The following is a 12367-nucleotide window of genomic DNA, read 5'->3' as shown; positions in this document are numbered from 1 at the left end:
CCTTGCTGGAAAGAATGTGCACGAAATGCTAGACAACGTGGTATGACCACAGTGAAGAACCTCGGGCGGTATCCGCTGGTGATGGCGACGGTCCTGGTCGCGGCCGTCGCCGGGGTCCTCTCGCTCACCCCCTGGTCCCCGGCCGTCCCGTGGCTCGTGTCCGCCTACGCGCTGGCCGTCGCAGGATGGACGGGCGTGGGTATGCTCCGTGACCTGCTCCGCGGGCACGCCGGGATCGACATCCTCGCGGTGACGGCCGTGACGGCCGCGGTGGTCGTCGGCGAGCACTGGGCGGCCCTCGTCGTGGTGCTCATGCTGACGGGAGGCGAGGCGCTCGAGGACTACGCAGCGAACCGGGCCCGCCGCGACCTCTCGGCGCTCATGTCCCGCGCCCCCGCGACCGCGCACGTGCTCGACGGCGGCTCGCTGCGCGACGTCCCCGTCGACGACGTGCGCCCCGGCGACCTGGTCGTGGTCCGTCCGGCCGAGGTGGTCCCGGTCGACGGCGAGCTCGTCAGCGACCGGGCAGACCTCGACGAGTCGTCGCTCACGGGCGAGCCCCTGCCGGTCGAGCGTCAGCGGGGTGCCGAGGTCCCCTCGGGGGGCGTCAACGGGCAGCAGGCCATCACGCTGCGCGCGACCAGGTCGGCCCGCGACAGCCAGTACCAGCAGATCGTCGCGCTGGTCGAGCAGGCGACCACGAGCCGGTCACGGACCGTCCGGCTGGCCGACCGCTTCGCGGTCCCCTTCACCCTCGTCGCGCTCGCGATCGCCGGGCTCGCCTGGTGGGTCAGCGGGGACGGCACCCGGTTCGCGGAGGTACTCGTCGTGGCGACACCGTGCCCGTTGCTCATCGCGGCGCCGGTCGCCTTCATGGGCGGGATGAGCCGCGCCGCGCGCGAGGGCGTGATCGTCAAGTCGAGCGAGACCCTGGAGAGGCTCGACCGCGCCCGCACCGTGGCCTTCGACAAGACCGGGACCCTCACCCACGGTCGTCCCGCGCTCGCGCGCGTCGAGACCACCGGGAGCCTGGGGGCCGACGAGGTGCTGCGGCTGGCTGCGTCGGCCGAGCAGTACTCGAGCCACGTCCTGGCCGACGCCGTCGTGGAGGGCGCTCGGCAGCGCCGGCTCCAGCCGGCCGAGGGCACCGAGGCCCACGAGGTCCCGGCGCACGGTGTCCGGGCTCTCGTCGCGGGCCGGGAGGTCGTGGTGGGGAAACGGTCCTACGTCGCCGCCGAGACCCGCACCGCCGTCGAGCCCGCCGTGCTCCAGCCCGGCGAGCTCGCGGTCCACGTCGCGGTCGACGGGGTCCCCGTCGGGGCGCTGGTCCTGCGCGACGAGGTGCGGGCCGAGGCCGCGACCACGGTGAGCACGCTCCGGTCCCTGGGCGTCGACCACGTCATGATGCTCACGGGCGACCAGCGGACGACGGCCGAGCACGTCGCGGCCGCCCTGGGCATCGACGACGTGCGCGCAGAGTGCCTGCCGCTCGACAAGGTCGAGGCGGTCCGGGACGCCCCCGCGCGCCCCGTGGTCATGGTGGGCGACGGTGTGAACGACGCGCCGGTCCTGGCCTCGGCCGACGTCGGGATCGCCATGGGAGCGCGCGGCGCCACGGCCGCGAGCGACTCGGCCGACGCGGTCGTCCTGCGCGACGACGTCTCGGCCGTCGCAGCAGCCGTGCGGGTCAGCAAGGACACGCTCCGGGTCGCGCTGCAGAGCATCTGGGTCGGCATCGGGCTCAGCGTCGCGCTCATGCTGGTCGCGGCACTCGGGTACCTCCCCGCGCTCGCGGGCGCCTGGATGCAGGAGGGCGTCGACCTCGTCGCGATCCTCTGGGCGCTGCGAGCGAGCCGCGGCGCGCGCCTCTCCGGTCCTCCGCAGACTGCCTATGCCCCCTCGCCGGCCGAGCCCGCGGTCGCCGTGCGCTGAACCCGACCGGCTCCCCAGCCGGACCCGAGATACCGAGGCGAGCACCGTCGTCGGGCACGCGGACCCTCCCCCGGACGCGGACCACGACCCGACCGCCTCCCTCAGGCGCCCCGCGCGGAAGCCGGGCAGACTCGAACGAGTGAGCCCGGCGCCCCGCACCCACCGCCCCGCCCGACGCCCCACCCGCGCGACGGGCTGGATCGTCGCTGCCGGGGTCGCCGTCCTCGCGTTCGCGGTGCGGTGGAGCCTCGTGGGCGGGACGGTCGGCGTCCGCGACTACCAGGGGTACGACGACGGCGTGTACTTCTCGTCGGCCGTCACCCTGGTGCACGGGCTCGTGCCCTACCGCGACTTCACGCTCCTGCACCCGCCCGGGTCGATGCTCGCCCTGACGCCGTTCGCCGCCCTGACCGCGTGGACGAGCGACAGCGACGCCCTGGTCGCCGCACGCGTGGGCGTCATGGTGGTCGGGGCGACGAACGCCGTCCTGGTGACGCGCATCGCCGGGCGCTGGGGGACCACCGCGGCGGTCGTGGGCGGGGTCCTGTACGCGGTCTCGTTCGCCGCGGCGTGGGCCGAGCGCATCACGCTGCTCGAGCCGCTCGGCTCGCTGTGCCTGCTCGGCGGGGTGACCCTGCTGCTGCGCGGCCTGCCGGGCGCGGGGGCGGGGGCGCGCCCGGGCTGGCTCTGGGCGGGCGGCGCCGTCCTGGGGCTCGGCGCCACGGTCAAGATCTGGGGCGTCGTGCCCGCGCTCGTCGTCATCGGCTGGCTGCTCGTGACGGCCGGGTGGCGGGCGGCTCTGCGCGCGAGCGCCGGGGCCCTGGGGGCGGTCGTCGTCGTGCTGGCGCCGTTCGCGCTCGCAGCCGGCTCGGACATGTTCCGCATGGTGTTCCTGGACCAGCTCGGACGGCCGCGCGAGACCGACACGAGCATCGAGCAGCGGCTCGCCTGGATCGCCGGGACGGGCAGCACCACGTGGGTCACCACCCCGACGGCGCAGCTCGCCCTGGTCTGGGCCGTCCTGGCCGCGGTGCTCGTCGCGGCGGTCGTCGCCTGGGCCGGGCACCGTGGGCGGCTGTGGGTCGCTCTGCTCGTCGTCCAGACCGTGGTGCTGCTGGCCTCGCCGTCGGCCTACCAGCAGTACGCGGCGTTCGTGACCCCCGCCCTGGTGCTCGTGGTGGCCGCCGCGGTCTCGCTCGTCCCGGCCGGGGGCCGGGGTCTCGTGGCCGCGGGGGCGTGCCTGGGCCTGGGGCTCGCGACGGCCGCACCCGCCCCACCTCGTGCCACCCCGTTCCCGGCGGCCGAGCTGCGCGCGGCCCTCCCCGAGGAGGGCTGCGTCCAGGCGGACTCGCCCGCCCTGCTGGCCCTGACCGACGTGCTGAGCCGCGGCCTGGACCGCGGGTGCGAGCTCCCCGTGGACCTGTCGGGGTACGCGTACGACGTCGGGGCGCGCGACGCCGCAGGGCAGGCCGTGCCGCGCGACCGGAACGCCGCGTGGCAGCGCGAGGCGCTGCGCTACCTGACATCGGGGTCCGCGACGCTCATGGTGCGCTCGGTCGGGAACGGGTTCGACGAGTCGACCCTGCGGACGCTCGACGAGACGACGACCACGGTCCTGGAACGGCGCGGCGTGCGGGTCCTGGTGCCGGACGGGGAGCCCACGGGCTGATCCCGACCCGGCGGTCTGCGGGCGCTCCGGTCCGTCACGACCGGCCCTCGTCGTCCGCGACGGCCCTCCCCGCGACGTCGGCTCCGTAGGGTGGCCCCGTGACCACGCACCGTGCCCCCGTCGAGAACTGGCTCCCGTGGGGCAGCCCCTCGCAGGAGGCGCTCGTCGTGCTGCCCGAGGACCCCTCGGGAGACCTGGACTTCGTCCTGGCCGGGGGGCCGTCGCGGACGCACCAGCCCGTGGTGTGGCTCGAGCACGCGCACCGCACGCACGAGGTGCTCGTCGCGCTGTCGGGGCTCCTGACGGTCAGGGCCGGCGACGACGTCTGGGCGCTGCCGCCGCAGCACGGCCTGTGGATCCCCGCGGGACTCCCGCACGCCGTCCGCGCCGGGTCGGACAGCCGGTTCCTCACGGTCTACCTCGCCCCCGACCGCTCGCGCGACCTGGGCCCTGATCCCGTCACGGTCGCGGTCACCCCGTTGCTCTCCGAGCTCGTGCTGTACCTGACCTCGCAGGACATGCCCGACGAGGCGCGCCACCACGCCGAGCAGGTCGTGATCCACCTGCTCGAGCCCGTGACGCCGTCGACCCGCATCACGGTCCCGACCGTCGAACCCGTCGCCCGGATCGTCCACGAGCTGCTCGACGACCCGGGGGACGAGCGGACGCTCGCGCAGTGGGCGCGGCACGTGGGGCTGAGCCCCAGCACGCTGGGCCGGGTCTTCCGCAGCGCCTCGGGCCAGCCGTTCGGCCGGTGGCGGCTGCACCTGCGCATGAACGTCGCGATGGCCCGGCTCTCCGAGGGAGCCCGTGTGAGCGACGTGGCCGACGCCGTCGGGTACACCTCGACCAGCGCGTTCGTGGCGGTCTTCCGCCGCGAGACGGGCCTGACCCCCGGGGCCTTCCGGGACGCTGCACGGTCGCCGCACAACACCTCGCGGGAGGACGGCGACGGCGGGTCCCCGGGCAGGATGGGTGACACGACCCGGCTCGCGCCGACGCCGCGAGCGCCTGACCTGGGAGTTGACCGGATCGCGACATCGCACGACCAGATCGCGTGATTGTGCGCCGCGATCGCAGTACCTAGAGTGACGACACATAGGTAAGCCTTACCAAACCTCCTCGCAGCGGGCGTCCCGTCCCCGAGGAGTTCCGCCCCGTGGGTCACCCCGTGCTGAACCCGCGTGCTCCCCCCGAAAGCGAAGTCCCGTGACCGTCACAGCTCCCCCGACCTCCTCCCCCCGACCCGCTCTGCGGCGCCGTCGCACGACGGGCACCTGGGCCGCCGCCGTGGGCGCCGCGCTGCTCCTGACCGCGTGCTCGACGGGATCCGACGCGGGCAGCAGCTCCCCCACCGCCGACGCGGCGGGCGAGACCGCAGCGTGGTCGTACACCGACGCCCGCGGCAAGACCGTGAGCCTCGACGAGGTCCCCGACCGCATCATCGCCACGGCCGACACCGCCCCCGTGCTCCTCGAGTACGGGATCCGTCCGGTGGGGATCATCGGCTTCTCCCGCCTGTCCGAGGAGGACCTCGCGGCGTTCGACCTCGAGGGGATCGAGCACATCTCCGAGACCGACACCGACATCAGCCTCGAGAAGGTCCTCGCGGCCGACGCCGACCTGGTCCTGGACATCTGGAGCTCCTACAACGGGGGGAACTTCGGCAGCATCTGGGGCGACGACATCGAGCGCGTCGAGGGCGTCGTGCCGATGGTCGGGGTCAACATCACCGACGGCGCGGCCACGACCCTGGCCGACTTCCAGGAGGTCGCCCTCAGCCTCGGCGGCTCCGAGACCTCCCCCGTCTACGCCAAGGAGAGCGCCGAGCTCGCCGAGCTGAGCGAGAAGGTCCAGGCCGTCGCGGCCACCAAGACCGACGTCGCGGTCGCCTACGCGATCCCGCTCGAGACGAGCGTCGACTACGCGGTCCCGACGTGGACGCCGCTCGGCAGCACGCTCGTCGACCTGGGCGTGACGTTCGCCGAGCTCGACAGCGAGGACGGGTTCTGGGCCTCGGCGAGCTGGGAGGAACCCGGCACCTACCCGGCCGACCTGATCCTCGTGCCCTCGACGTGGGCCGACGCTCCCCAGCTCGAGACACCGACCTTCACCGCTCTGCCCGCGGTCGCCTCGGGTCAGCTCGCGCAGGTCGAGCTGCGCACGGGCTACTCCCTGACGGGGATCACGTCGCAGCTCGAGGCCTTCCTCGCGGCCTACGAGCCCGCGGCGCACGTGACCGGCTGACCGGACCGTCCGAGGTGGGGCGCCGCTCGCCACGGGATCGGTGGGCCGCGACCCGCCAGGGCGCGGCCCCCTCTTCCCGCTCCGACCGCACCGTGCGAGCCTGGAGGGGCGACCCGGGACCGTGCTCCGACCGTGAGCACGCGGCCGCCCGGGAGGGAGGTCCGCCATGAGCTGGATCCGAGAAGCCGCCGAGGACGAGCCCGGCGGCGCCGTCGCGGCCGCGTTCGAGAAGGACCGGGCGACGCGCGGCTACGTCGCCAACCTGACGAGGCTGCTGGCCAACCGGCCCGCGGTCCTCGACGCGTGGATCGGGCTCAACGGCGCGATCAAGGCGTCCATGTCCCCCCGGCGCTACGAGCTCGCGACGCTCGCCGCGGCCCTGCGGCTCCGCTCGACGTACTGCGCGCTCGCCCACGGATCGATCCTCGCCGAGCACCACGTCGGCGCCGAGGCGGTCCGCGAGGCCGCCGAGGGGCACGACACCGTCCAGCTCTCACCCATCGACCGCGCGGTCATGGACCTCGCGGACAAGGTCGCGGCAGGCGCCGCCGACATGACCGAGTCCGACCTCACCGAGCTGCGGGACCTGGGCCTCGACGACGGGGAGATCCTCGACGTGATCCTGGCCGCGTCGGCACGCTGCTTCTTCAGCTCGGTGCTCGACTCGACCGGGACGCAGGCCGACGCCGTGTTCCAGGACCTCGACCCCGCCCTGCGCGACGCCCTGACCGTGGGCCGGCCGATCGCAGCCCCGGACCCCGTGGGCCGGCACCTCGCGACGTGACGAGAGGAACACCTCCGGCGGCGCCCGTCGCCGAGGGGCGCCCCGGGAACCGGCCTATGGTCGAAGCATGAGGTCGTCCCGTCGAGGCGCCACGAGCGCCGCCCTTCTCGTCACCGCCCTCCTGCTCGCCGCCTGTTCCTCCGGCGGCGCGACGAACGCCCCGACGAGCGCTCCGCCGTCGGGCAGCGGTGCCCCTCCCACCCCGACCGCGACGCCCGCCCCCAGCGAGACCACCGAGCCCCCCGACGCGTCCGCCGACCCGCTCGCCGGGTGGAGCCTCGAGCAGAAGGTCGGCCAGCTCCTGATGGTCGGGGTCAACGTCGGGAAGGTCGACCAGGCGAGCTACGACGCGATCAGCACGCACCACGTGGGCAACCTGTTCCTCGCGGGCCGCACGCAGGCCGGGGCCGGGCCGGTCAAGAACCTCGTCGACTCGTTCACGGCCCTCGTCTCGGACGAGACCACGCACGGGACGCCCCTGTTCGTCTCGACCGACCAGGAGGGCGGCAAGGTTCAGGTCCTGCGCGGCCCGGGCTTCTCCGACATCCCGAGCGCCATGGACCAGTCCACGCTCGCGCCCGCCGACCTGCAGGCACAGGCGACCACGTGGGGCGCGGAGCTCGCCGCCGCAGGGGTCGACCTCAACCTCGCGCCCGTCATGGACGTCGTCACGAGTCCCGAGACCGCGCGGTCCAACGCCCCGATCGGGTACTTCGGGAGGAACTACGGGTTCGGGGTGGACACCGTGTCCTCGCACGCGAACGCGTTCAGCGCGGGCATGGAGGCGAACGGCGTCGACGTCGCGATCAAGCACTTCCCCGGCCTCGGACGCGTGGCCGGCAACACCGACGACGACGCGGGCGTGACCGACACGGTGACCACGCGCGACGACCCGTCGGTCCAGGCCTTCCGGTCGGGGATCGACGCCGGGGCCGCGTTCGTCATGATGTCGACCGCGATCTACGACCAGATCGACCCGAGCGCGCCCGCAGCGTTCTCGCCCGTCGTCGTCGACGGGCTGCTGCGGGGCGACCTGGGGTTCCAGGGCGTCGTCATCACCGACGACGTGTCCAAGGCCGAGCAGGTCCAGGCCTGGTCGCCGGGCGACCGGGCCGTCCTGACCGTCGCCGCAGGCGGCGACATGGTCCTCGCGTCGGCCGACCCGGGCGTGATCCCCGAGATGGCGACCGCGCTCGTCCAGCGCGCGCAGAGCGACCCGGGCTTCGCCGCCAAGGTCGACGCCGCGGTGCTGCGGGTCCTCGCCGCCAAGGAGAGGCTCGGGGCGTAGGCGTAGGCGCGACCGGCCCCCTCCGCGGCCGCCGGCGGGCGGCCGGCGCTCACCGCACCGACCACCCGCCGTCTGCCGCCCGCCGCCCGAAACCCGTCGTCCACAGGCCGTCCACAGCGTGTTCCACACGTTGTCCCCACGGCTGTCCACAAAGTTATCCACAGACCTGGGGACAGTGTGCACAGGGCCGAGCCCCGTGCTCACGCGACGCCGAGGTACGCCTCCTTGATGCTCGGGTCCGCGAGGAGCTCGCGCCCGCCTCCGGAACGCACGACCTCACCCGTCTCGAGCACGTACGCCCGGTGCGAGCGCGAGAGCGCCTGCCGCGCGTTCTGCTCGACGAGCAGCACCGTGGTGCCCTGCGCGTTGATCTCCGAGACGATCCGGAAGATCTGCTGGATGACCATGGGCGCCAGCCCCATCGACGGCTCGTCGAGCAGCATGAGCCGCGGCCGGGCCATGAGCGCGCGCCCGATCGCGAGCATCTGCTGCTCGCCCCCCGACATGGTCCCGCCGACCTGCGACGTGCGGTCCTCGAGCCGCGGGAACAGCTCGAAGACCCGCGCGAGCGTCTCGTCGTGCACGGCCTTGTTCTCGAACGTGCGCCCGTAGGCCCCCATCTCGAGGTTCTCCAGGACCGTCATGCCGGGGAAGATCCCGCGCCCCTCGGGGGCCTGCACGATCCCCTCGAGCACCCGCAGGTGGGGCTTCATCCGGGTGATGTCCTTGCCGTCGAACACGATCTTCCCGCGCGACAGCGGCCGGATCCCCGAGACCGCGCGCATGGTCGTGGTCTTCCCGGCGCCGTTGGCACCGATGAGGGTCACGAGCTCGCCCTCCTCGACCGTGATCGACACGCCGCGCACGGCCTCGATCCGCCCGTAGGCGACCGTCATGTCCGTGATCTCAAGCAGGGGCATCTGCGTCTCCCTCAGCCAGCTCCTCGTCAGGGACGCCCAGGTAGGCGGCGATGACCTTGGGGTCGGACGTGACGTCCTCGGGCGAACCGTCGGCGATGACCTTGCCGAACTCGAGCACCACGATCCGGTCGGTCACGCCCCGCACGAGCCGCATGTCGTGCTCGATGAGCAGGACCGTGTACCCGTCGTCGCGGATGTGACGGATGAGGTCCATGAGGGCCTCCTTCTCCGCCGGGTTGAAGCCTGCCGCGGGCTCGTCGAGGCACAGCAGCTTGGGTTCGGTCGCCAGTGCGCGGGCGATCTCCAGGCGTCGCTGCTCGCCGTAGGACAGGTTGCGCGCCTTCTCCGTGGCGCGCGCCCCGACCCCGACGAACTCGAGGATCGCCATCGACCGGTCGATCGCGTCGCGCTCCTCCTGCCGGTGCCGTCGGGTGCGCAGCAGCGCCCCCGGCACCGAGGTCCGGTGCCGGGCGTCGGTCCCCACGACCACGTTCTCGAGGGCCGTCATCTCGTTGAAGAGCCGGATGTTCTGGAAGGTCCGGGCGATGCCCAGGCGCGTGATCTGGTTGCGCTTGGCCTTGCCCAGGACCTGCCCGTCGAACCGGACCTGGCCCCTGGTAGGCCGGTAGACGCCCGTCATGGCGTTGAACGCCGTGGTCTTCCCGGCGCCGTTGGGCCCGATCAGCCCCAGGATCTCCCCGCGCCGGATGTCGAACGTGACGCTGTCCAGGGCCGTGAGGCCGCCGAACACGACCGACACGTCCTCCATCTTGAGCAGCGGCTCGCCCACCTCGGCCAGGACCTCGCGGTCGGCCGCGACGATCTCGTCGACCAGCGCGGCGTCGGCGAGCTCGGGGCGCACCTCGGTCACGTCGACCAGCACGGGCTCGTCGAGCCCCGCGCCGGGCAGGTACTTCTCGGCCATGGGCTCGCCCGCGTCGGCGGACAGCGACAGGTGCGCGTCGCCGACGTCGCCGCCGGCCCCCATGCCTCCGGGTTCGTTGCTCATCGGTTCCCCCCGTCGGTCGTGTCGTTCCCGGTGGCACCGTTCTCGTCGGGCCCGTCGGGCCCGTGCCCCGTGGGGGCGGGCCCGCTGCTGCCGGGCGTACCCACCGTGCCCACCGTGCCCGACGCCGGAGCGGACGTCGCGTACGCGGCCTGCGGGCCGCCGTCGGGCATCTTGGCGAGCGTGCGGCGCGCCGCGACGTACAGCTCTCGCCCGTACGTGAGCAGCTTCTGCCGGACGGGTATGAGCCCCTGCGGCCTGAAGATCATGAGCACCATGAGCGCGACCCCGAAGAACAGGTACTTGTAGTTCGCGATCGCGTTGCCGTCGATCGGGATCCCGAACAGCGACGTGCGCCCCAGGAAGAAGTTCGGGAGGTACACGATGATGAACGCCCCGAGGATCACACCCAGCTTGTTGCCCTGTCCACCGAGCACCACGGCGCACAGGAACAGCACCGAGTTGATGATGTTGAAGTTCGTCGGGATGACGAACTGGACCTGCCCCGCGTAGATCGCGCCCGAGACGCCACCGATCGACGCCCCGATCACGAACGCCCACAGCTTGAACTTGAACGTGGGGACGCCCATGATCTCGGCCGCGTCCTCGTCCTCGCGGATCGCGACCCAGGCACGGCCCACGCGCGAGCGCTCGAGGTTCCCCACGAGCAGCAGCGAGATGATGATGAAGACGAGCGACAGCCAGAACCACCACACGCCCGAGTTGAGCGTGCTCCCCACGTTGCCCGCCGAGAACACGCCGTTGGGCAGCTCCTCGGTCACGCCGAGCCGCGGGTAGGCGACCGACTTGAGGCCCTGACCACCGCCCGTGATCTCGTCGAGGTTGTCCGCGAGCAGACGCACGATCTCACCGAAGCCGAGCGTCACGATCGCGAGGTAGTCGCCGCGCAGGCGCAGCGTGGGCGACCCCAGGACCAGGCCCGACATGGCCGTGATCGCGACCGCCACGGGCAGGACCGCGAGCCACGCCCAGTCGTCGGACAGCCAGCCCTCGGGCTGGGTCACGTTCCACGGGCTGTCGGGGCTCGTGAGGATCGCGAGCGTGTAGGCCCCGATCGCGTAGAAGCCGACGTAGCCGAGGTCGAGCAGGCCCGCCTGGCCGACCACGACGTTGAGGCCGATCGCGATGAGCGCGTACATCCCGAACTGGGCCATGACGGCCCCGAAGTTGGTGCCGACCGTGGTCAGGACCGGGATGTTGAGGATCGGCAGGAGCGCGATGAACAGGACGAACGGGGCCCCGAAGGCCCACTGCGCCGGGCGCGCGAGCGCGTCCCACCACAGGCGCAGCCGGTCGCCCGCTCCTCCGTGGGGGCGCTGCCCGACGGGCGTCTGCCCCGCGGGCGGGAGCTCGGGGCGGGGTCGTGCCGGTGCTGCCGGTCCGGGGACCGGTGCGCCGTCGTTCTCTGCAGGAGTGCTGGTGCTCATGCTCGCGCCCTCCCCAGGGACTCGCCGAGGATGCCGGTCGGACGGAACATCAGGACCACGATCAGCAGGACGAACGCGACGACGTCACGCCACTCGGTCCCGAACACGACCTGGCCGTAGTTCTCCATGACGCCCAGCAGCAGACCGCCGAGCAGCGCGCCGCGCAGGTTGCCGATCCCGCCGAGGACCGCCGCGGAGAACGCCTTGATGCCCAGGATGAAGCCACCCGAGTAGATGATCCCGTTGGGGACGCGCAGCGTGTAGAGCAGGGCCGCGGCCCCGGCCAGGATGCCGCCGATCAGGAACGTCAGCATGATGATGCGCTCGCGCGAGACGCCCATGAGCGTCGCCGTCACCGGGTCCTGCGCGACCGCGCGGATGCCGCGGCCGAACTTGGTCCGGTTGATGAACATGTCGGTCGCGAGCGCCAGGATCAGCGCCGAGAAGATGATGATGAGCGTGACGTTGGTGACGTTCGCACCGAAGATCTGGAACTGGACCTCGGGCTCGACCAGCCGGATGGGCTGCTCGGCGTTCACGCCGCCCAGCTCGCCACCCGTCAGGGCCGGGAGCACGAAGTGCACGAACTCCTGGATCACGAACGAGGCGCCGATCGCGGTGATGAGGAACACCAGCGACGGTGCCCCGCGTTTGCGCAGCGGTCTGTAGGCCACGCGTTCGAGCCCGACGGCGGCCCCTCCCGCGACCACCATGCCGCCGATCATCGCGATCCCCAGGTAGAGGACGGTGAGCAGGATGCCCTTGTCGAACGCGTCACCGCTCGGGTAGAACCCCAGTGCGAGGAGCGTGGCGTACTGCCCGAACATGCCGAGCATGAAGATCTCGGAGTGGGCGAAGTTGATGAGGCGCAGCACGCCGTAGACGAGCGTGTAGCCCACCGCGACGAGCGCGTAGACCGCGCCGTAGGTCAGGCCGTCGACGGTGAGGGCCCAGAAGTTGCGGCCCAGGGCCGCGAGGTCGAATCCGATGAGTGGGTCTGCGGCGAGGACGTCGTGGACGAGCATCGACATGCTGCTCCTGCGAGCCGGGGGGAGGGCGGGCGGCCGACTGCG

Annotated in this window: 10 protein-coding genes; 6 read left to right on the top strand and 4 right to left on the bottom strand. The window is 72.8% G+C overall.

The genetic code is table 11. The annotated features are described in order from the left end of the window. Positions 1–42: 42 nt before the first annotated feature. From H9641_RS11385 to H9641_RS11360, 6 genes are all read left to right on the top strand, one after another. Positions 43–1932, top strand: coding sequence for a heavy metal translocating P-type ATPase (locus H9641_RS11385; RefSeq protein ID WP_191803802.1), 1890 nt, complete (start codon positions 43–45; stop codon positions 1930–1932). 139 nt (positions 1933–2071) lie between these two features. Next, on the top strand, positions 2072–3601 hold the full coding sequence (locus H9641_RS11380; RefSeq protein WP_191803800.1) for an ArnT family glycosyltransferase: 1530 nt from the start codon (positions 2072–2074) through the stop codon (positions 3599–3601). Positions 3602–3699: 98 nt separating this feature from the next. Further along, positions 3700–4662, top strand: coding sequence for a helix-turn-helix transcriptional regulator (locus H9641_RS11375; RefSeq protein WP_191803798.1), 963 nt, complete (start codon positions 3700–3702; stop codon positions 4660–4662). A 148-nt stretch (positions 4663–4810) separates the two neighbouring features. Further along, complete coding sequence (locus H9641_RS11370) at positions 4811–5848, top strand: substrate-binding domain-containing protein (protein WP_225220319.1); 1038 nt, start codon at positions 4811–4813, stop codon at positions 5846–5848. 166 nt (positions 5849–6014) lie between these two features. Continuing rightward, on the top strand, positions 6015–6632 hold the full coding sequence (locus H9641_RS11365; RefSeq protein WP_191803796.1) for a carboxymuconolactone decarboxylase family protein: 618 nt from the start codon (positions 6015–6017) through the stop codon (positions 6630–6632). Positions 6633–6699: 67 nt separating this feature from the next. After that, positions 6700–7920, top strand: a complete 1221-nt coding sequence (locus H9641_RS11360; protein WP_191803794.1) for a glycoside hydrolase family 3 protein — start codon at positions 6700–6702, stop codon at positions 7918–7920. 200 nt (positions 7921–8120) lie between these two features. Here the strand turns inward: H9641_RS11360 and H9641_RS11355 are convergent, their stop codons facing one another. Genes H9641_RS11355 through H9641_RS11340 form a run of 4 tightly spaced genes read right to left on the bottom strand, consistent with a single transcriptional unit; the run spans position 8121 to position 12325 of the window. Then, positions 8121–8840 carry an ABC transporter ATP-binding protein gene (locus tag H9641_RS11355; RefSeq protein WP_056653240.1) on the bottom strand — a complete coding sequence of 240 codons (720 nt, stop codon included), beginning with the start codon at positions 8838–8840 and terminating at the stop codon, positions 8121–8123. Continuing rightward, complete coding sequence (locus H9641_RS11350) at positions 8827–9849, bottom strand: ABC transporter ATP-binding protein (protein ID WP_225220318.1); 1023 nt, start codon at positions 9847–9849, stop codon at positions 8827–8829. Before H9641_RS11350 ends, H9641_RS11355 begins: the two co-directional genes overlap by 14 nt. Then, positions 9846–11294 (bottom strand): branched-chain amino acid ABC transporter permease, encoded by a 1449-nt coding sequence (locus tag H9641_RS11345; RefSeq protein WP_191803792.1) that lies wholly within the window; start codon positions 11292–11294, stop codon positions 9846–9848. Before H9641_RS11345 ends, H9641_RS11350 begins: the two co-directional genes overlap by 4 nt. Then, positions 11291–12325 (bottom strand): branched-chain amino acid ABC transporter permease, encoded by a 1035-nt coding sequence (locus tag H9641_RS11340; protein WP_191803791.1) that lies wholly within the window; start codon positions 12323–12325, stop codon positions 11291–11293. Before H9641_RS11340 ends, H9641_RS11345 begins: the two co-directional genes overlap by 4 nt. Positions 12326–12367: the final 42 nt, after the last annotated feature.

The sequence above is a fragment of the Oerskovia merdavium genome, from assembly GCF_014836755.1.
Taxonomy (GTDB): Bacteria; Actinomycetota; Actinomycetes; order Actinomycetales; family Cellulomonadaceae; genus Oerskovia; species Oerskovia merdavium.
Note: the sequence above shows the minus strand (reverse complement) of the source record. Positions and strands in the feature narration are given on the sequence as shown.

What these genes read in the sequence shown, in the direction of transcription:
- H9641_RS11385 (WP_191803802.1), top strand. Translation starts at nt 43, where the DNA reads ATGACCACAGTGAAGAACCTCGGGCGGTATCCGCTGGTGATGGCGACG.
- H9641_RS11365 (WP_191803796.1), top strand. Translation starts at nt 6,015, where the DNA reads ATGAGCTGGATCCGAGAAGCCGCCGAGGACGAGCCCGGCGGCGCCGTC.
- H9641_RS11360 (WP_191803794.1), top strand. Translation starts at nt 6,700, where the DNA reads ATGAGGTCGTCCCGTCGAGGCGCCACGAGCGCCGCCCTTCTCGTCACC.
- H9641_RS11355 (WP_056653240.1), bottom strand. Translation starts at nt 8,840, where the DNA reads ATGCCCCTGCTTGAGATCACGGACATGACGGTCGCCTACGGGCGGATC.
- H9641_RS11350 (WP_225220318.1), bottom strand. Translation starts at nt 9,849, where the DNA reads ATGAGCAACGAACCCGGAGGCATGGGGGCCGGCGGCGACGTCGGCGAC.
- H9641_RS11345 (WP_191803792.1), bottom strand. Translation starts at nt 11,294, where the DNA reads ATGAGCACCAGCACTCCTGCAGAGAACGACGGCGCACCGGTCCCCGGA.
- H9641_RS11340 (WP_191803791.1), bottom strand. Translation starts at nt 12,325, where the DNA reads ATGTCGATGCTCGTCCACGACGTCCTCGCCGCAGACCCACTCATCGGA.